Source organism: Vibrio sp. 1CM2L, assembly GCF_023161695.1.
Classification (GTDB): Bacteria; Pseudomonadota; Gammaproteobacteria; order Enterobacterales; family Vibrionaceae; genus Vibrio; species Vibrio coralliirubri.
On sequence record NZ_JALNTT010000002.1, the window covers coordinates 927,746 to 948,220 of the forward strand.

At 45.9% G+C, this 20,475-nt stretch carries 14 protein-coding genes; 9 read left to right on the forward strand and 5 right to left on the reverse strand.

From position 1 onward, the window contains the following. Positions 1-132 precede the first annotated feature (132 nt). Positions 133-687 carry a gamma-glutamylcyclotransferase family protein gene (locus MSG34_RS09260; RefSeq protein WP_248337121.1) on the forward strand — a complete coding sequence of 185 codons (555 nt, stop codon included), beginning with the start codon at positions 133-135 and terminating at the stop codon, positions 685-687. A gap of 46 nt (positions 688-733) precedes the next feature. Here the strand turns inward: MSG34_RS09260 and MSG34_RS09265 are convergent, their stop codons facing one another. After that, entirely contained in the window at positions 734-1,066 is a 333-nt protein-coding gene (locus MSG34_RS09265; protein ID WP_050649656.1) for a tRNA-binding protein, read from the reverse strand. A 197-nt stretch (positions 1,067-1,263) separates the two neighbouring features. Between MSG34_RS09265 and MSG34_RS09270 the strand changes: the two genes are divergently transcribed. Beyond that, entirely contained in the window at positions 1,264-2,262 is a 999-nt protein-coding gene (locus MSG34_RS09270) for a substrate-binding domain-containing protein (RefSeq protein ID WP_248337123.1), read from the forward strand. A gap of 219 nt (positions 2,263-2,481) precedes the next feature. Here MSG34_RS09270 and galM read toward each other — a convergent pair whose 3' ends face one another. The 4 genes from galM to galE all read right to left on the reverse strand — a co-directional run bounded on the left by galM (position 2,482) and on the right by galE (position 7,427). Further along, on the reverse strand, positions 2,482-3,561 hold the full coding sequence (galM, locus tag MSG34_RS09275; RefSeq protein ID WP_248337125.1) for a galactose-1-epimerase: 1,080 nt from the start codon (positions 3,559-3,561) through the stop codon (positions 2,482-2,484). Between the two features lie 111 nt (positions 3,562-3,672). Continuing rightward, the gene (galK, locus tag MSG34_RS09280; protein WP_248337127.1) at positions 3,673-4,833 is read right to left on the reverse strand and encodes a galactokinase; all 1,161 of its coding nucleotides are present in this window, start codon (positions 4,831-4,833) and stop codon (positions 3,673-3,675) included. 246 nt (positions 4,834-5,079) lie between these two features. Beyond that, the gene (locus tag MSG34_RS09285; RefSeq protein WP_248337129.1) at positions 5,080-6,135 is read right to left on the reverse strand and encodes a UDP-glucose--hexose-1-phosphate uridylyltransferase; all 1,056 of its coding nucleotides are present in this window, start codon (positions 6,133-6,135) and stop codon (positions 5,080-5,082) included. Between the two features lie 281 nt (positions 6,136-6,416). Continuing rightward, positions 6,417-7,427 (reverse strand): UDP-glucose 4-epimerase GalE, encoded by a 1,011-nt coding sequence (gene galE / locus MSG34_RS09290; RefSeq protein WP_248337132.1) that lies wholly within the window; start codon positions 7,425-7,427, stop codon positions 6,417-6,419. Positions 7,428-7,820: 393 nt separating this feature from the next. Here galE and ebgR point away from each other — a divergent pair, with 393 nt between their 5' ends. The 7 genes from ebgR to ygjK all read left to right on the forward strand — a co-directional run bounded on the left by ebgR (position 7,821) and on the right by ygjK (position 20,174). Continuing rightward, positions 7,821-8,804 (forward strand): transcriptional regulator EbgR, encoded by a 984-nt coding sequence (gene ebgR / locus MSG34_RS09295; protein WP_017069515.1) that lies wholly within the window; start codon positions 7,821-7,823, stop codon positions 8,802-8,804. Positions 8,805-9,128: 324 nt separating this feature from the next. Continuing rightward, positions 9,129-12,230 carry a beta-galactosidase subunit alpha gene (gene ebgA / locus MSG34_RS09300; RefSeq protein WP_248337134.1) on the forward strand — a complete coding sequence of 1,034 codons (3,102 nt, stop codon included), beginning with the start codon at positions 9,129-9,131 and terminating at the stop codon, positions 12,228-12,230. 3 nt (positions 12,231-12,233) lie between these two features. After that, positions 12,234-12,686, forward strand: coding sequence for a beta-galactosidase subunit beta (locus tag MSG34_RS09305; protein WP_048605561.1), 453 nt, complete (start codon positions 12,234-12,236; stop codon positions 12,684-12,686). Between the two features lie 176 nt (positions 12,687-12,862). Then, positions 12,863-14,287: an amino acid permease gene (locus MSG34_RS09310; RefSeq protein ID WP_048605567.1), complete on the forward strand. Its 1,425-nt coding sequence runs from the start codon at positions 12,863-12,865 to the stop codon at positions 14,285-14,287. A 572-nt stretch (positions 14,288-14,859) separates the two neighbouring features. Continuing rightward, on the forward strand, positions 14,860-16,293 hold the full coding sequence (locus tag MSG34_RS09315; protein ID WP_048615552.1) for an amino acid permease: 1,434 nt from the start codon (positions 14,860-14,862) through the stop codon (positions 16,291-16,293). 407 nt (positions 16,294-16,700) lie between these two features. Beyond that, entirely contained in the window at positions 16,701-17,765 is a 1,065-nt protein-coding gene (gene ygjJ, locus MSG34_RS09320; RefSeq protein WP_048605573.1) for a protein YgjJ, read from the forward strand. A gap of 15 nt (positions 17,766-17,780) precedes the next feature. Beyond that, on the forward strand, positions 17,781-20,174 hold the full coding sequence (gene ygjK / locus MSG34_RS09325; protein WP_248337136.1) for an alpha-glucosidase: 2,394 nt from the start codon (positions 17,781-17,783) through the stop codon (positions 20,172-20,174). The last annotated feature ends 301 nt before the right edge of the window (positions 20,175-20,475 follow it).

Consider the following 20,475-nt stretch of genomic DNA (forward strand, 5'->3'; position numbering starts at 1 on the left):
ACAAGTCAAAAAAACACAACCAAAAGAGTCATAAAGACATATGTGTGTATAAATAGAAACTTACTGACTTTTGGTATCTCGCCACATATAGTAAGACTAGACTTAAATGGAACAACTCAGACAAGGAATGCGATGTATATTTTTGGTTATGGCAGCTTAATCAACTCATCTTCACGCCAGCTTACCGGTCAGACAGGGCAAGCGCTCCCTGCGATTGTTCATGGCTTAATTCGCCATTGGAGCAAGATCGATGACAGCTATGTGTTATCACCTTTGATCGTCAATCTCGGCGAGGGACAAGTGAATGGTGTGTTGCTTGAGGTGGATGATATTGCACTGGCTGAGTTTGATCGCCGTGAGCGTGGTTATCACCGAATCGAATTAAAGGCCTCTCAGATAGAAAGCCAAGATGAGTTCAAACAGGATCAATCGATCTGGGTTTACATCAAAGACGAGATTGAAGCACCTTGCGAAAACAGCCCTATAGTTCAAACCTACGTCGATACTGTATTGGCAGGATGTTTAGAGGTGTCTGAAAGCTTTGCGGCGCACTTTGTTAAACACACACAAGGTTGGCATCACCCATTAGAAAATGATCGCCACCAGCCTAAATACGGCAACCTTGCTGGAGTTTCCGATCACCACCACAGTGTGATTGATGGCTTGATACTGACCGTGCGCAGCTAGTTGATTTAGGTTGGTGAACACATCGACTCACCAACCTAAAGTGAGCTTAAACGACACGAATACCTGCTGGCATCGCACGTTCAGGTGTTAGCAATACACTTTCAGATTCATCTTCCGTTTCTGCACATAACAACATGCACTCAGAAGTGTGGCCTCTCATCTTCGCCTTCGCTAGATTGCACAGAACTACAACCTGCTTACCCATTAACTCTTCTTCTGTGTAATAAGGGACTAGGCTGGTCACCGTTTGCAGTGTCTTGTCACCAACATCCACTTGCACGATGTACAGCTTGTCGGCGTTTTCATGACGCACAACCTCAACGATCTTACCCACACGCATTTCTAACTTAGCAAAGTCACCATAAGAGACAGTATCCATTTCTCACTTCCTATATTGATTTGTTTTCACTCATTAAATCATTTACTAAAATTAAGTAAAATGTAAATGTTTACACTAGCATTAAGCCTAATAATTACAAGCGGTAAAGATCTCATTACTGGAAGTAAAATGAGAGTTTCGTTGCCTTACTATCATTGTCGGTGTTAAATAGATGCAGCAATGTATAGAGGTTAAAAATGGCAACAATTAAAGATGTAGCAAAGGAAGCTGGTGTTTCTGTTGCAACCGTATCTCGAGTGATCAACAAGTCTCCCAAGGCGAGTGCAAGCTCGGTAGAGTCTGTAACTAAAGCGATGTCTAAACTCGGCTATCGCCCGAATGCCAATGCTCGTGCGCTGGTAAGCCAAAGCACAAACACTGTTGGTGTATTGGTCGGTGACATCTCCGATCCCTTTTTTGGCACATTGGTTAAGGCTGTCGATAATGTCGCTCGTGAGAACGGAAAACATATCCTTGTCGGTAATGGCTCGCACGATCGTGAAGAAGAGAGACAAGCGATTGAGTTGCTGATTAATAGCCGTTGTGACGCCTTGGTGATCCACTCGAAAGGCCTGACAGACGAAGAACTGGTCGCCTATGCAAAAGAAGTCAAAGGCTTAGTGCTGATCAACCGTTATATTGCTGAGATTGCCAACCGTTGTATTTTCTTGGACAACAAGAAAGGCGCGTATCTTGCGACGGAATATCTGATCCGTCATGGCCATAAGAACATTGCCTGTATCGCCTCATCGCATAGCATTGAAGATGCCGATGAGCGTATCCAAGGTTACTTAGCGGCACTCTCAGATTACAAAATAGCGCTCTCTGACAGCTATATTGAATACTCAGCGCCCACCAGTGACGGTGGCGAATACGCCATGACTAACCTTTTGACTAAATCACTGCCGATCACAGGCATTGTGGCGTACAACGATTATATGGCAGCTGGTGCTTTGTCTGTCCTTGATGAAAACGGTATTCAAGCGCCGGACAAAATGTCGATCATCGGCTTCGATGATGGCTTGATTGCCCGCTATGTTCATCCAAAGCTCACCACTATTCGCTACCCGATTCAGATGATGGCAGAGAAAGCGACACGACTCGCGTTGCACTTAGCCAAAGGTGAAAACACCTCCACTGAACCAATGATGTTCTCTCCAACTCTGGTACGCCGCAATTCGGTAGAGAAAATCTAATTTCTGGTCGACTCATCAAGCAATAAACAAAAAAAAGCCCTAACAGAATCGCTTCTGTTAGGGCTTTCCTACCTTACTCAGATACTCAACAATCGCGCTTAATAAACCGCACTCTTGTTGAGCGCCACTTTTGCTCATCCCCCAAGAACAACGCAATAATTCACATCGTCCTATTCACAAGCAAAAGATATTGGCGTAACCGCTTTGAGCTAGAGCGTACTAGTTTGAAGAATCCCCCGAAAATTCAAACTGGTAACAGGTACTGTAATTATATTCTTGTTCAGGCTTGAGAATACAACTGTCCTGCTTCCACTCTGGGTGGTTAGGAGAGTCAGGTAAGAACTGGGTTTCTAGCGCCAAACCAGCGTAGTCTTCATAGCTGCCACCACTTCGGTTTGGTGTGCCACCAAGCCAGTTTCCGGTGTATAGCTGCATTGCAGGTTTGGTTGAAAATACTTTTAGTGTGACGAGCGCATCTGGTGAGGTTACGGTCGCGGCACATTGAGTGCGTTTGCAGCCATCAGCCAATAAGAAAGAGTGGTCGTAACCCTTTGCTGCTTTCTGCTGTTCATCGCCCAACAAACGCTCTGAGATCATCATAGGCTGATTGAAGTCAAAGCTGGTCGATTTCACCGATTTAAGGTTACCTAACGGAATACCCACCGAATTGGTCGGTAAGAATTGATTGGCGTTAATGCTGACAATGTGTGACAAACAATCGTGTCCGGCTTCTGCGCCAAGTAGATTGAAGTACGCATGATTCGTTAGGTTGACTACAGTCGGCTTGTCTGTGGTTGCAGAGTAATTAATGGAAACTCGATTGTCTTCGGTGATGTCATAACGCACCGACACATTCAAATTCCCCGGGAATCCTTGGTCGCCATCAGCAGACTCTAGAGTAAACACCACTGACGTTTCGGTTTGCTCGGCAATATTCCAACGGCGTTTATCAAATCCGTTCGGGCCACCATGTAAGGTATTGCCCGCTTGGTTGGTTTCCAGCTTGTAATTCTGACCATCAATTTTGAAACGACCATTAGCAATGCGGTTAGCATAACGGCCAACGATTGTGCCCATATAGCTGGCTTGTTTATCGAAGTTCTCCATTGAGTTAACACCCAACAAAACTTCTCTTTTGTTTCCTTTTACTGGCAGGATACAGCTCAACCATGTTGCACCGATATCCATGAATGTCACTTGCATGCCATGCGTATTTGATAGCGTCACTAACTGAGCGGGTTGGCCATCATAGGCTGGAGTCTGCGTCATGGATTGATGCAGGTTTTGCTCTTGTGTCATTCTAAATTCCTTCTAGTGCCAGTAAAAAGCCTCTACCTGAAGTAAAGGCTTTAGCATTTGGCCTACCATGATCTTTTTACTTGGTAAGCGCTATATTAAGTCTCGAAGCCGTTAGATTACTTCAACTAAGCCTGCTCCGTCTTTCGCTTGGCACACATAAATAGATTCTTTTAGACCCGTCGCCGCTTGATATTTCTGTTCAACGGTTGTTTTGATTTCATCAACCAATGCAGGTGGCACCAATGCCACAATACAACCACCGAAACCTCCGCCAGTCATACGCACGCCACCTTGTTCGCCGATCACTTCTTTGACCATATCAACCAGCGTATCAATCTCTTTCACCGTGATTTCAAAATCATCACGCATTGATGCATGCGATTCAGCCATCAGCTCACCCATGCGCTTCATATCATGAGTGCGTAGAGCTTGAGCCGCTTCAACAGTACGGTCATTTTCAGTGATCACGTGACGCGCACGTTTTGCGACCATTTCATCTAACTCAGACTCTTTCGCTTTGAATTGCTCAATGGTCACATCACGAAGTGCCGTAACACCAAAGATACGAGCCGCTTCTTCACACTGCTCACGACGCGTGTTGTATTCGCTGTCGACCAAGCCACGTTTCTTGTTTGAGTTGATGATAACCACAGCCATATCTTCTGGCATTGAAACCGCTTGAGTTTCTAGGCTGCGACAATCCAAAAGCATCGCATGATTTGCGCGACCTTCTGCAGAGATCATTTGGTCCATGATGCCGCAGTTACAGCCCACAAATTCGTTTTCAGCTTGCTGACCATTAAGTGCCACTTCAGCTTGGCTGATCTCTAGGTTATAAAGCACCTTAAATGTTTGACCAATCACCACTTCCAGTGCGGCAGAAGAACTTAAACCTGCACCTTGAGGCACGTTACCCGTTACAGAAATGTCTGCACCTGTAAATTCAAAGCCGCGACCTTTTAAGCACTTCACTACACCACGAATGTAGTTAGCCCACATTTTGTCTTGTTGGAATGTGATCTCTTGAGTTAAATCGAACTCATCGACTGCATTACCGTAGTCCACTGATACTACGCGAACAATGTTGTCGTCACGCTTAGCCGCGGCGACTACCGTTTGGTAATTAATGGCACACGGTAGAACAAAACCATCGTTGTAGTCGGTATGCTCGCCAATCAGGTTCACACGACCTGGTGCTTGGATAATATGAGTCGCTTGGTAACCAAGGACTTGCTCAAAAGATGCTTTCACGTTTTGGATTAGGTCAGACATAAGTAAACTCTCTGGTTAAACTCTTTGTTCAATTGGTTATGGCCCCTTCACGGCACCACTTTAATTCTTTTAGATTCCCTATCTCGTTCGCCTCTCACGGTAAGGAATGACAACATCAGCGACTAAGCTTTTAAGCTCCAAAGTCCTAAGCTTCTAAGCTCTTAAACTTATGGGCTTCTCACCTTTCGTCATTCCAGAATCGAGGGACGAGATATCTGGAATCTCGCTCGTTATCTACGAAACAGGCTATTCCTGCTCTTTGTAGTGAACGTCATTCAAATCACGAAGACGTTGCGCGGCTTGTTCTGCGGTTAAATCACGCTGAGACTCAGCCAGCATTTCGTAGCCGACCATGAATTTACGAACCGAAGCACTACGTAGCAATGGCGGGTAGAACAACGCATGCAGTTGCCAGTGATCGATGTCGGTGCCTTCTTCGAAGAATGGCGCATAGTGCCAGCCCATTGAGTAAGGGAATGAGCATTGGAACAAGTTGTCGTAGCGACTGGTCAGATTCTTAATCGCAAGCGCTAAATCATCACGTTGTTCGTCAGTCAGTTCGCTCATACGGCGGATGTGTGTTTTTGGTAGCAACATGGTTTCAAATGGCCACGCCGCCCAATAAGGAACCACCGCAATCCAATGTTCAGTTTCAACCACAGTGCGAGAACCGTCTTTCATTTCAGCTTCAACGTAATCCACTAATAGGTTTGAGCCTTGCTGCTCAAAGTACTCTTTTAACAGTTTCTCTTTGCGTTCAATCTCGTTGGGTAAAAAGCTGTTTGCCCAGATCTGACCGTGTGGGTGTGGCTGAGAACAGCCCATGGTCTCGCCTTTGTTTTCAAACGCTTGAACCCATAGGTAGTCTTTACCTAGCTCTTCAATCTGTTCATTCCATGTGTCGATAACACCGCGAATCTTGTTTACTGGTAACTCTGGCAACGTTTTGCTGTGGTCCGGAGAGAAACAGATCACACGGCTCAACCCGCGAACACCTTGAGTCTTGAATAGAGGGTTTTCAGACTCTGGAGCATCAGGCGAATCGGGCATCAAGGCCGCGAAATCATTACTGAATACGTAAGTGCCGTCGTAATCTGGGTTTTCGTCGCCTGAGATACGCGTATTGGTTGGGCACAAGAAACACTCTTTCTCGTACGCAGGAAGCTGCGCGTTCGATGGTTTTTCATCTTGGCCACTCCAAGGACGTTTTGCTCGGTGCGGTGATACTAAGATCCACTGACCCGTTAATGGGTTATAACGACGATGCGGGTGGTCTACTGGGTTAAATTCAACTTTTGACATGTTTAGATTGCTCTCAAATTTTGTGTCTTGGTCAATTCACCAAGATGAATAATTCTTCTACAAGGAGATTCCCTATCACGCTCGTACCTCGCTGTAGGGAATGACGTGTAATCTCGTTGTGCTATTTGTGCAAAGGCATCCGCTTCATAATCTTGTGCTCATCCGCCATTCCAGAATCGAGGCACGAGATATCTGGAATCTCGCTTTTCTCATCTCTTATCTCTGCTTTCCCAAAGAAATTGGAGATGCAGCCAACAACGCTGTGGCTTCAATTACACAGGTTAGTAGCCGTTCGGGTTATTCGATTGCCAATTCCACGTATCCGCAGTCATCTCCATCACGCTACGCGTCGCCTTCCAACCAAGCTCGCGCTCTGCTTTTTCAGTACTTGCCCAACACTCGGCAATATCACCTGCGCGGCGTGGGCAAAGTTCATAAGGAACCGGTTTGCCCGATGCTTGTGCGAAGGCTTCAACCATCTCAAGTACACTTGAGCCTTTGCCCGTACCTAGGTTGTAAATGTGTAAGCCCGCTTTCTCACCAACCACTTTTAGTGCTGCGACGTGGCCGTCCGCTAAATCCATTACATGAATATAGTCACGAACGCCTGTGCCATCGACTGTTGGGTAATCGTTTCCAAAAACAGCCAGTTTTTCACGGCGACCGACGGCTACTTGAGCAATAAACGGCATTAAATTATTTGGGATACCTTGTGGGTCTTCACCCATAGTGCCCGATGGATGTGCGCCAACTGGATTGAAGTAACGCAGTAAAGTGACGCTCCAGTCGTTCTCCGCGTTGAACAGATCGCTCAAGCACTCTTCCACCATATATTTGCTGCGACCATAAGGGTTAGTTGTCGCGCCAGTTGGTGAAGTTTCAGTAATCGGCACTACTTCCGGGTCACCGTAAACAGTAGCCGAAGAACTAAATACGATGCTTTTCACGCCCGCTTTCTTCATGCTTCGAGCTAACACTAGTGAACCATTAACGTTGTTATCGTAGTACTCCAAAGGCTTAGCCACCGACTCCCCTACCGCTTTCAGGCCAGCAAAGTGAATCACCGCTTGGATATCGTTTTCTGAAAACACGCCATCTAGAAAAGATTGGTCACGAATGTCGCCAAGATAAAACGTTGGGCGCTTGCCAGTTAACGACTCGATTCGTTCCAGCACTAGCTCTTTGCTGTTGCAAAGGTTATCAACAATGATCGGCTCCATACCTGCCTGTATCATTTGAATGCATGTATGACTTCCGATGTAACCCATGCCGCCCGTAACCAGTACTTTCACAATCAACCTCTCTTTGTCGTCATTCGTGGGCTAACTCGAACTGACATTCAGCTCAGTAGCACCGTATGTCAGAAATAGTAGCAGCCATTTTGACTATAATTCTGTGATCAAAACCACGAAGTGTAAACGTTTACACTAACTTTCATCATTGGAACTGATCATGACATAGAGAGAACGTATAGCTGTTAACCTCTAATTCATTGAATTTTAATAAGATAATTATAGATAGTTAGATTTGAGACATCACAGATGAGTTGAGCATTTATTTTACTAAAAGTTAATGCAATGACGTCCAGTTTGATTACAATAGGTCTGTAGAATAAAGAGGTGCATTGCTTTTTTACTAAATACCAATTTCAAAGCAGCGCAATGTTCCAATAACAGGAAGTGAGTATGGCAACGTTAAAAGATATCGCGACTGAAGCGAATGTATCATTGGCTACAGTTTCAAGGGTTCTCAATGAAGATCCAACATTAAGCGTCAAGGAAGAGACCAAAAGACGTATCTTTGAAATTGCAGAGAAGTTGGAATACAAAACCAGCAGCTCACGAAAAACCGTTAGCAGTAAAAAACAAAACCATCACTTCCTAGCACTGTATAACTACAAGCAAGAAGCGGAAGTTAACGACCCTTACTACCTATCGATTCGCCACGGGATTGAAACCCAATGTGAAAAGATGGAAGTTAAGCTAACCAACTGTTATGAAAGTAAAATACAGATCAATTCAGCGCCAATCACAGGTGTTTTGTTGGTGGGAAGAATGACACCAGAGGTTATCGAGCAAGCTAAAAAGCTGAGCGATAATATCTGTTATGTCGATTTTACCGATCACTCAGAACCTTATGACTCTGTCGATATCGACCTGGCTTTGATCAGCAAAGAGATCACCAACTTCTTTATCAACCAAGGCTATGAACGCATCGGCTTTATTGGTGGCCAAGACGACGTCAACACCCCTGATATTCGTGAAGTCGCTTTTGCTGAATATGGTGGCCTCAAGAACGTTGTCAGTGAACAAGACATCTACCGTGGTGACTTCTCTAGCTCTTCAGGTTACAAGCTTGCAAAACAGATGCTCGCGACAGGTGACTACCCTAAAGCCATGTTTATTGCGTCAGATTCCATCGCAATTGGCGTTTTACGAGCAGTTCATGAGCACGGATTAAACATTCCTGAAGATATTGCGCTGATCAGTGTAAACGACATCCCAACAGCTAAATTTACCTTCCCATCTTTATCGACTGTTCGTATTCACTCTGAACTAATGGGAATTCAAGGCGTTAACCTACTGATTGAGAAAGTACGTGACGGCCGAACCATCCCATTACGCGTCTATGTACCAAGCAAACTTAAGCTGCGCGATACAACAAAATAATTAAATATATCAAGTAGATAAATAAAGGCTACCTTTGTTGAAGGTGGCCTTTTTTGTGCCCATCACATACATCAATCGACACATATTTCCCTCCTTAACCTGCTGCATAAAACAGCCAATAGCATTCTTTTAAGTGGATCACACAGCACTGTAAAAAGACCATAAAAAACGTGATGAAGTTAAAGTAAAACGTTTTCACTAATTTCATTTAGTAAAACTTTTACTAATAATTACCTCAGTCCAAAAATACTCGTATTCACTACGACCCAATTACGCATAAGAACGTCGGTCAGCAAACTGCATTCAGACCGAGAGAGAGGCAACGTGAACAACTGGGAAAACTTCCTGAACTTACATGAGAACCGTATGGCACCGCGTGCATACTTCTTCTCGTACGCATCAGAAAAAAATGCAAAAACGTTTCAGCGTGAACTGAGCAGCCACTTCCAACTATTGAGTGGTCAATGGAATTTCAGCTATTTCACCAATCCGCTATTGGTTCCTGAAGAGTTCTATTCTCAGGAAATGAGCGACTGGGGCAACATCACGGTTCCAAACATGTGGCAAATGGAAGGCCACGGCGATCTTCAATACACAGATGAAGGTTTCCCATTCCCAATTGATGTGCCTTTCGTACCATCAGACAACCCAACCGGCGCATACCAACGCTCTTTCTTCCTTGGCGAAAGCTGGGACGAGAAACAAACCATCATCAAATTTGATGGCGTTGAAACTTACTTCGAAGTTTACGTAAACGGTGAGTACGTAGGTTTCAGCAAAGGCAGTCGCCTAACCGCTGAGTTCGATATCTCTAGTCAGGTAAAAGCAGGCAACAACCTACTTTCTATTCGTGTGATGCAGTGGGCCGACTCAACCTACATTGAAGACCAAGACATGTGGTGGACGGGCGGTATCTTCCGTGACGTCTACCTAGTAGGTAAAGAACAACTGCACGTTCAAGACGTTACCGTTCGCACTGACTTCGACGACGCTTACCAAAGCGCTACCCTGTCGTGCAAAGTGGAACTAGAAAACCTAGCAGCTGCGGCAAACGCAACCCTTGAGTACGTATTGCTTGATGGCATCCAAGTTATCTCGCAAGGCTCAGTAGATAACTTAAGTGTCGATGGCAATGCGAATACTCAATTCTCTATTGATGTGGTTAACCCTGTTCAATGGAACGCTGAGAACCCTTACTTGTACCAACTGCTGCTTACGCTGAAAGATGGAGACGGCAAGGTGTTGGAAGTGATCCCACAGCGTGTTGGTTTCCGTGACATTAAAGTTCGCGATGGTCTGTTCTACATCAACAACAAATACGTGATGCTGCACGGTGTAAACCGTCACGACAACGACCACCTAAAAGGTCGTGCGGTTGGCATGGATCGCGTAGAGAAAGACTTAGTGTTGATGAAGCAACACAACATCAACTCAGTACGCACGGCACACTACCCGAACGACCCACGCTTCTACGAATTGTGTGATATCTACGGCCTATTCGTGATGGGCGAAACCGATGTTGAAACTCACGGCTTTGCTAACGTTGGCGACCTAAGCCGCATCACTAACGATGCCGCATGGGAAGCGGTGTTTGTTGAGCGTATCGAACGTCATATCCACGCTCAAAAGAACCACCCTTCTATCATCATGTGGTCACTAGGCAACGAGTCTGGCTACGGCTGCAACATCCGCTCTATGTACGATGCAGCAAAAGCGATTGATGACACGCGTTTGGTCCACTACGAAGAAGACCGCGATGCTGAAGTGGTCGACATCATTTCAACCATGTACTCACGCGCTCAACTGATGAATGCCTTCGGTGAATTCCCACATGAAAAACCACGCATCATCTGCGAATACGCACACGCAATGGGTAACGGCCCGGGCGGTTTAACCGAATACCAAAACGTGTTCTACAAGCATGACGCAATTCAAGGTCACTATGTTTGGGAATGGTGTGACCACGGCATTTTAGCGCGTGATGAAGCAGGCACAGAGTTCTACAAATACGGCGGTGACTACGGTGACTACCCGAACAACTACAACTTCTGCATGGACGGTTTGATCTACCCAGACCAAACGCCAGGCCCAGGCTTGAAAGAGTACAAGCAAGTGATTGCCCCAGTGAAGCTTCGCGATTTCGATGCACAAACGGGCACCTTCACGGTAGACAACAAGCTTTGGTTCTCAAACATCGATGACTACACCATCACTGCGGAAATCCGTGCTGAAGGTGAAACCATTGCCGTACAACACATCAAGGTTGAAGAGCTGGCTGAAAACTCTAGCCGCGAACTGACACTTAACTTGCCACAGCTTGATGAGCGTGAAGTGTTTGTAAACTTTACGGTTCGTAAGGATTCTCGTACTTCATACAGCGAAGCGAACCACGACATCGCGGTTTACCAGTTCCAACTGAAAGAGAACACAGCACAACTTGAAGCCTTCACCAACAACAATGCGACAGCACTGAATGTTGAAGAATCTCGCTTAGCCTACCTAATCAAAGGTCACAACTTTGCTCTGAACTTCTCGAAAGTGAACGGCAAACTGACGTCATGGTTAGTGAATGGCGAGGAACTGATTAAGTCTGAGCCTAAGCTGAACTTCTTCAAGCCAATGATCGATAACCATAAGCAAGAGCACGATGGTTACTGGGAACCTGCACACCTACAGATCATGCAGGAGCACTTCCGTACGCTGAATATTGAACAGAACAACGGCAAGGTAGAGATCACCACCACCAGCATCATTGCTCCACCAGTTTTTGATTTCGGTATGCGTTGTGAATATCGCTACCAGATCAGTGCCGAAGGTCAGCTAAACGTTGAACTGAGCGGCGAGCGCTACGGTGATTACCCACACGTGATTCCAGTTATTGGCTTCGATATGGGCATCAATGGCGACTTCGACCAAGTTCAATACTACGGCCGCGGCCCTGAAGAGAACTACCAAGACAGCAAGCAAGCCAACATGATTGATGTTTACCAATCAACCGTGGCTGACATGTTCGAGAACTACCCGTTCCCACAAAATAATGGCAACCGCCAACACGTTCGTTGGGCTGCGCTTTCAAGCCGCGCAGGTAATGGTATTGCAGTAAAACCACAGCAAGAAATCAACTTTAGCGCATGGTTCTACACCAACCAAAACCTGCATCAAGCACAGCACACGATAGAGCTAGAGAGGAGTGGCTACATCACCCTAAATCTAGACCACCAAGTGATGGGTTTAGGCTCAAACTCTTGGGGCAGCGAAGTGTTGGATTCTTACCGCGTGTACATGGACGAGTTCCGCTACGGCCTAACTCTGATTCCATTCAAAGCAGGCGATTGCGACGCACAACACCTAATCAATCACAACTTTGGTGACGAGTTCTTCACGGCGAATACGCCAACAACTCAACCACAACAGAACGAGGCATAAGCGATGATCGTTTTAGACAACCTAGAGCAATTTAAAGTCGTTTACCGCGACGGTCGTAAATGGCAACGCTGTGTAGAAGCGATTGAAAACATCGGCAACATCAAAGATGGCGTGATGTATTCCATTGGTGACTCACTGGCTTACATGATTGAAGACGGCGTGGCTCGTAACACAGAAAACTTCACCGGTAACCGCCGTTACTTTGATGTGCACTACTACTTGGAAGGTCGTGAAACGGTTGAGTTTGCAGATAAGTCTCAGCTTGAACAGACCCAAGCTTACAGCGATGAAACCGACCGTGAACACCTCATGGGTAACGGCGAGACTCGTGAGTTAGTTGAAGGCCAAGTGGCGATCTTTGATAACAGCAAAGCTTACCGCTTTCACGGTGATAACCGAGTTCGCAAAGTGGTGCTGAAAGTGACTATCGAAGACGGCTACTTCCTTAATAAGTAACCGAAAACAAGCTACCGAAGCCAAACAGCCGAAAGTAGCAACAACAAGATCTATTCACAGTGTGACTGAGGCTTGCCGTTCAAGACTCAGCCACACTGCAAACGCCTTTATACTTCCTCCCTACAAGGAAGCTTAAAGATATAACGACTATAATTACGTGACCCTTGGAGGACACTATGTCTGAATCTGTACGCGGTAAGTTAGGCAAATTTGCCCTACTCTCCATGACATTTGCAGCGGTATTTAACGTTCGCAACATTGTAAACAACAACATCGAATTGGGATTGAGTTCAGCCCCTATCTTTTTGCTCGCAACCCTTATTTACTTCATTCCATTCGTGTTCATCATTGCTGAATTCGTATCTGCAAATAAAAATTCTGAGTCAGGCATGTACGACTGGCTTAAAAAACCACTAGGCTCAAAAGCAGCCTACCTAGGTTCGTTCCTATACTGGTTCGTAAACCTTTTCTGGTTTGTATCCCTGCTACCAAACGTAATCGCCTATGCGTCTTACGCGATGTTGGGCTATGAATACGCCTTCTCACCAGTCGTTACATCGGCTATCTCGATTGCTCTGTTTGCAGCAGCGACCCACATCTCAACCAAAGGCGCGAGCTGGCTAGGTAAGATTGCCGAGATCGTGGCATACGGTGTATTTGCTCTATTTGCAATCTACGTTATCGGTGCACTCATGGCACTGGGCGGCAACCATGAACCAGTAGAACCAATCACGCTTGAAGCAATGACACCGACCATCAACTGGGCAACGCTAGGTATCATGTGTTGGATCTTCCAAGCAGCCGGTGGTGCAGAAACCGCAGCCGCTTACCTAAACGATGTTAAGGGCGGTCACAAGTCTTTCATCAAGGTTATCATTGGTGCGGGTATCGCAATCGGCGCAATGTACGCAGTTGGCTCTCTACTTGTTAACGTATTCGTTGCTCGAGATGAACTGACCTACGCTGGCGGCATGGTTGAAATCTTCACAGGTATGGCGAACTACTTCGACATTTCACAATCTCTAACGGGTCGCTTCGTCGGTATTATCCTATTCGTTGCTATGTTCGGTTCGATGATGATGTGGACAGCAGCTCCAGTAAAAATTCACTTCTCTGAAATTCCTAAAGGTGTTTACGGCGAGAAGACAACAGAGCTTAACGAACACGGCGTGCCAGTACGTGCAGCTTGGTGGCAGTTCGCGTTTGTATTCGTGATGCTTGTGGTAAACGGCTTCGGCTCGGAATCAGTACAAGACATGATGAACACAGCAATTAACCTAACCGCTGGTACAGCAATGCTTCCGCCTATCTTCATAATGGTGGCGTACTTTGTATTCCGCTTGAAGCATGACGACACACCACGTGATTTCCGCATGGGTACTCGAGTTCAAGGTATGGCTGTTGTCTCTGTGCTTATCGGCATCTTCGTTGTGAGTATGACGGCATCTGCATTCCCAACAGGTGTTGACCTAGTTCAAGCCTTCTTTATCAACGTATTCATGACAGCGGTATTCTCTGGTCTTGCTTGGTGGTGGATCTCGCGCTTTGAAAAAAAGCAGGCAGGTAAAGACGCAAAGCTAGAAACAGCTAAGCAATCGTAGCACTCTGCATTCCCCCAACTTTAAAAGCGCCTACTAAGGCGCTTTTTTTGTTTTAAATCAGACAATTAAAAGGAAATTCAATAAATAAAAACGGCGTTCCGTCAAGGTTTCAGCTCACGAAAAACACCAATTAATAGGTAATAAAACTCGAATAAAAACCAAGGTAAAACATTAACTAAATTTATTTACTCGAGGTCACATATTTGATCAATTTCGATTAACTTTCCGCCGCTTAATCTTTAATCTTCTTGCTGAAGAGACAAACTGATTCATATAAAAAAAACGACAAAAAGCCCCTACAAACCTTATAAATCGTCGTTCATGAAACCAGCAATCTCTTCAATGAACTTCTTAATCTTTAACTCTTTGTTTTGGTAATAAGTTTACTGAAATACCAGAGAGAAAAAGCCCAAAGAAGTCCGATCGTAAATCTATAAAAACAACAATGAGCCAACCCTGACAAAACAAAGCGGGTGTTTGCCAAACCAACATAACAATAAAAGTGCGGCCTAGAGCTTCCCTCTCTAGGACCAAGTTATAACGATCATCAACGTGATTCACCGGAGAACATCATGTCCGAAAATAAACGCAGTACGATAGGCAAATTTGCCCTACTGTCTATGACCTTCGCGGCGGTATACAGCTTCAATAACATCATTAATAACAACATCGAGATTGGCCTTTCTTCGGCTCCGATGTTCTTTCTAGCAACCATCTTTTACTTTGTACCATTTTGTTTGATCGTTGCAGAGTTTGTGTCACTGAATAAAGACTCTGAAGCGGGTGTTTACTCTTGGGTTAAAAGCTCTCTAGGCGGCCGATGGGCGTTTATTTCAGCTTACACCTACTGGTTTGTTAACCTGTTCTTCTTTACCTCTCTGCTGCCTAGAATCATCGCTTACGCGTCGTATGCGTTCTTAGGTTTCGAGTACATATTCACACCAATGACCACCGCAATTCTGAGTACTATTTTGTTTGCGGTCGCGACTCATATCTCTAACAACGGTGCGAAATTACTGGGCCCTATCACTTCACTAACATCCTCACTGATGCTGCTGCTAACGATGTCTTACATCTTGTTATCTGGCGGGGCTTTGGTAGGCGGTATCGAGCCAGCTGACCCAATCACCATTGAAGCCATGACACCAAGCTTCAACTGGGCATTCCTTGGCGTAATCACTTGGATCTTCATGGCGGCAGGCGGTGCAGAATCGGTCGCGGTTTACGTTAACGACATCAAAGGCGGTCACAAGTCTTTCGTTAAGGTAATCATTATCGCGGGTATCTTCATTGGTGCGCTTTACTCGGTAGGGTCTGTGTTAGCGAACGTGTTTGTTTCGCGTGAAGAACTTAAATTTACAGGCGGCTCAGTTCAGGTATTTGAAGGGCTAGCAAGACACTTTGGCCTGTCTGAAATCTTGATGAACCGTTTCGTTGGTGTGGTTTCATTCACGGCGATGCTAGGCTCTCTACTGATGTGGACAGCGACACCCGTTAAGATTTTCTTCTCTGAAATCCCTAAAGGCATCTTCGGCGAGAAAACTGTCGCACTTAACAAACAAGGCGTTCCAGAGCGCGCGGCATGGGTTCAGTTCTTCATCGTAATTCCACTGATGTTCATCCCAACGTTGGCGTCTGACACCGTTCAAGACTTGATGAGCACCATCATCAACATGACTGCAGCAGCTTCTATGCTACCGCCACTGTTCATCATGATTGCTTACCTTCACCTCCGTGTGAAACTGGATCACCTTCCTCGTGATTTCCGCATGGGTTCTCGTACGGTCGGTATTACTGCAGTATCGATTCTTATCGCTATCTTTACGGTTGGCTTCTTCGCTTCTACCTTCCCAACAGGCGCAGATATCATGACCATCATCTTCTACAACGTGGGCGGTATCGTGATCTTCCTTGGCTACGCATGGTGGAAGTACGGTCAATACGAGAAAAGCTTATCTCCAGAAGAGAAAAAACTAGAAGCAAAGCCTGAACCGGCAAACGCTTAGTTTTACCCTACACTCTGATCGAAAACTTAAGGCACTCCCGTTTGGTGAGTGCCTTTTTATTTGTCGGTACATTCCCACTCAACACCTAAATTTCACCAAAGCCTTCAAGAAAGAGGACATTCGATTCAACAATCGAAGCGCCTGTGAATTAATTCACTGACTGAATACCTACCATCCTAGCCATGCCTCTACACATTCAACTTAAAGTCAAAATAAAAACAAAGTAAATATTTACTAAAAATAGATCACACTTTTAAACTGAATTAATTTTAAACATCAAAATTATCATTAATATCGGTTTTGCGATCGTAAGTAACCTGACCAATACGCCTTGAAGAGCACCCCATATTAGAAGTCAGAACTGCTTGCGAACCTTCATTTATAACCCGACACAGAAGTGATTAAAAATGAAAAGTAGTTTTACTAAAACCACTCTTATTACAAGCTGTATTCTTGCTGCCCTAAGTACCACTGCCCACGCGGAAGAGTCCGCAGCAAACCACAGTGATACTCAGCCTCCTAAAACAGAAACTGAAACCCTATTTAACTTTTATGGTGAGCTTGGCCTTGGTGGTCACGTGGCGCTAGAAGGTGATGACAAAGGCCGTTATGCAGACGGTACTTACATCGAAGCAGGCTTGGCGATCGAACACGGTAATTGGTTCGGTCTTGCTTACATGGAAGGCTGGACAGTGCAAGCCGACGACGAAGGCAACGCTTGGGCAACTGGCCACGGCTGGGGCGGCTTCGAAGGTGGTTTTAACCGCTTTTACGCTGGCTACCGCACCGACAACAAAACAGAATTCATGATTGGTCGTATGGACTCTTCACTGGATGACGTTCAATGGTGGGGTGACCCTACGGTTGAATACGGTTACGCGATCTCAAACACGCGAGACGTACACCTTGGTGTGAAGATCCAAAACCTAGAAGGCAAGCTTCGCTACAGCGTTTCATTCGCGCCAGAGTCTGACTTCTCTGAAGACGATGCTCTCATTCACTTCGGTAAATACGACAACTTTGCAGACCAATGGAAAGATAAGAACGCCATGGTCAACGGTTACCTCCAATACGATCTGACCGACGACTTAACCCTAATGGGTGGTGGTGAAGTGCGTAACAACGATGGCGGTGAACTATTGCTATTGGGTGCTGAATACAAAAACTTTGCGACTCGTATTTGGCACGACACAGATAAAGGCAACCAAGAATCATTTGGCAGCGAATCAGGTATTCAAACCAGTGCTTGGTACGAAGCGGCTCAGGGCGTTTACCTTTCAGCAGCCTACAACTACGCAAACTTTGATGGTGACAACGGCGACAAAGAAATCACCTCTTACATCAACGCGGGCGTTTGGTACGAATATGGAAACGGCACATTTGCGACTGCTTTCGATAGCCGCTTTGGCGTAGGCAGCGACACTGAAATCGGCGACGCTCAGGTGTTCGCAATGCAATACTTCTACTGGTAATAACAGGAATTGATCATGAAACTGAATAAATCATTCGCAGCTCTCGCTATCGGTGCAGCCCTTGTCGTTACTGGTTGTGCATCAAACTCCATCTCTGGCTCAAGTTCTGATGCAGAACAACTGCAAGCCAACCAATTTAAGAACGTTATCGACCGTACTGGCTCACCAGAATACATGCGTGACTACGACTTCGATGACCACCAACGCTTTAACCCATTCTTCGACCTAGGCGCATGGCACGGTCACCTACTACCAGACAGTGCAGAAGGCATGGGCGGGTTCCCAGGAACTGCGTTACTTACTGAAGAATACATCAACTTCATGGCTGATAATTTTGACCGCCTAAGCGTGTTCAAAGATGGCAAAAAAGTCGCATTTACCATGGAAGCTTACAGCCTACCGGGCGCATTGGTTCAGACACTAAAATCTGACGATGTGACAGTAGAAATGACGATGCGTTTTGCTTCAAACCGTACCTCTCTACTAGAAACTAAAATCACCACAGACTCCCCTGTCGAATTAGTGTGGGATGGTGAACTACTAGAAAAGACGCACGCCAAAGAGGGCGTTTCGCAAACCGACAAAACCATTGCTGAAACTTACCCTGAGTATGACCGTCAAATCGTCGCAACTGACGATGGCCTAAAAGTAACCTTTGGTAAGGTGCGTTCAACTTGGGATCTACTGACTTCTGGTGAGTCTGAGTACCAAGTTCACAAGTCGATTCCAACACAAACCACAGTGGATGGCCTAGCGTTTACTTCAACCGCAAGCATTGAAGAATCAACCACCATCTACACGACTTACTCGCATGTTCTAACGGCAGAAGAAGCAAAAGCTGAGCAGCCAGAAATCAAAAAGATCATGGCAAACCCTACCGACTTCTTAATTGCATCAGCAGAACGCTGGGAAGGTTACCTAGAGATGGGCTTAACCAACCCAAACGCAACACCAGAGCAAGAGCGTGTTGCAGTAAAAGCGATGGAAACCCTAAACGGTAACTGGCGCGGCGCAGCAGGTGCGATGGAGTTTGACTCTGTAACACCATCAGTGACGGCGCGCTGGTTCTCAGGCAACCAAACTTGGCCTTGGGACACATGGAAACAAGCCTACGCAATGGCTCACTTCAACCCAGACGTAGCGAAAGATAACATCCGTGCAATGTTCGCTTACCAAATCCAAGCCGACGATGCCGTTCGCCCTTGGGATGAAGGCTACGTGCCCGATCTACTCGCTTACAACCTAAGCCCAGAACGTGGCGGCGACGGCGGTAACTGGAATGAGCGTAACACCAAACCAAGCCTAGCAGCATGGGCAGTAATGGAAGTCTATAAGACCACCAACGATGAAGCTTGGCTAGAAGAGATGTATCCAAAGCTAGTGGCATACCATGATTGGTGGTTACGCAACCGTGATAACAACGGCAACGGTGTGCCTGAATACGGCGCAGCACGCGACAAAGCACACAACACACCTGAAGGCGAAATGTACTTCACCGTGGTTCGTGGCGATAAGCACGAAACAATCGTAGGCCAAGCGGCACTGGATAAAGTGGTTGCACAAGGCAACTACGATTACATCGAAAGCCCAGCGCAAACAGCCGCATCTTGGGAGTCAGGTCGTGACGATGCAGCAGCCTTTGGTTTCATCGATAAAGACCAGCTAGACGCGTATGTTGCAAACGGCGGTAAGCGCAGCGATTGGGATGTAGAGTTCGCTCAAAACCGCGCTGAAGATGGCACGCTACTGGGCTACTCTCTACTGCAAGAATCTGTCGACCAAGCAAGCTACATGTACAGCGATAACAAGTACCTAGCTGAAATGGCTGACATTCTAGGTAAAGACGCAGAAGCAAAAGAGTTCCGTGAAAAAGCAGAGCACCTATCGAACTACATCAACACTTGTATGTTCGACGAAGGCACTAACTTCTTCTACGACATTCGCATTGAAGACAAACCACTAGCCAATGGCTGTGCAGGTAAACCTATTGTAGAACGTGGTAAAGGCCCTGAAGGGTGGTCACCACTGTTCAATGGCGCAGCAACGCAAGGTCACGCTGATGCGGTTGTCTCTGTGATGAAAGATACGGAAGAGTTCAATACCTACGTTCCACTAGGCACAGCAGCGCTTTCTAGCCCAGCATTCGGCCCAGATATTTACTGGCGTGGACGCGTTTGGGTAGACCAATTCTACTTCGGTCTAAAAGGCATGGACAGCTACGGCTACCGTGACGATGCGATTGAAATGGCAGGCGCGTTCTTTGACCACGCCGATGGGTTAGTTCAAGACGGTCCTATCCGTGAGAACTACAACCCATTGAACGGTGAACAACAAGGCGCACCAAACTTCTCTTGGAGTGCGGCTCACCTGTACATGCTTTACAACGATTTCTTTACTGACGCAGAGTAAATCAAACCTATACCTGTCTTCTGGAATTCAATGAAAAGATAACCTCATAAATTTCAGGCTTTGGCACTCAGTATCTCGCTGAGTGCCTTTTTTACACTTGAAGCCAAATAATCTAATAAACAAGCTCTTAGACTATTTGGCCTATCATGATCCTTTTACTTAATTCGCTGTACTCCGCTAACACTGGCAAGCTTTTACTCACAAAAATATAAAGTGCTCTTGCTATGAAATTCCGCTCAAAAATTTCATCACTCTCACTGAAACATTGGGTTCTGAAGACTTATTCGAATTTTATTTATCC

Coding starts and splice junctions, on each gene's coding strand:
- ebgR (WP_017069515.1), top strand. CDS start 7,821: ATGGCAACGTTAAAAGATATCGCGACTGAAGCGAATGTATCATTGGCT.
- galK (WP_248337127.1), bottom strand. CDS start 4,833: ATGTCTGACCTAATCCAAAACGTGAAAGCATCTTTTGAGCAAGTCCTT.
- MSG34_RS09260 (WP_248337121.1), top strand. CDS start 133: ATGTATATTTTTGGTTATGGCAGCTTAATCAACTCATCTTCACGCCAG.
- MSG34_RS09270 (WP_248337123.1), top strand. CDS start 1,264: ATGGCAACAATTAAAGATGTAGCAAAGGAAGCTGGTGTTTCTGTTGCA.
- MSG34_RS09310 (WP_048605567.1), top strand. CDS start 12,863: ATGTCTGAATCTGTACGCGGTAAGTTAGGCAAATTTGCCCTACTCTCC.
- MSG34_RS09305 (WP_048605561.1), top strand. CDS start 12,234: ATGATCGTTTTAGACAACCTAGAGCAATTTAAAGTCGTTTACCGCGAC.
- MSG34_RS09285 (WP_248337129.1), bottom strand. CDS start 6,135: ATGTCAAAAGTTGAATTTAACCCAGTAGACCACCCGCATCGTCGTTAT.
- ygjJ (WP_048605573.1), top strand. CDS start 16,701: ATGAAAAGTAGTTTTACTAAAACCACTCTTATTACAAGCTGTATTCTT.
- galM (WP_248337125.1), bottom strand. CDS start 3,561: ATGACACAAGAGCAAAACCTGCATCAATCCATGACGCAGACTCCAGCC.
- MSG34_RS09315 (WP_048615552.1), top strand. CDS start 14,860: ATGTCCGAAAATAAACGCAGTACGATAGGCAAATTTGCCCTACTGTCT.
- MSG34_RS09265 (WP_050649656.1), bottom strand. CDS start 1,066: ATGGATACTGTCTCTTATGGTGACTTTGCTAAGTTAGAAATGCGTGTG.
- ygjK (WP_248337136.1), top strand. CDS start 17,781: ATGAAACTGAATAAATCATTCGCAGCTCTCGCTATCGGTGCAGCCCTT.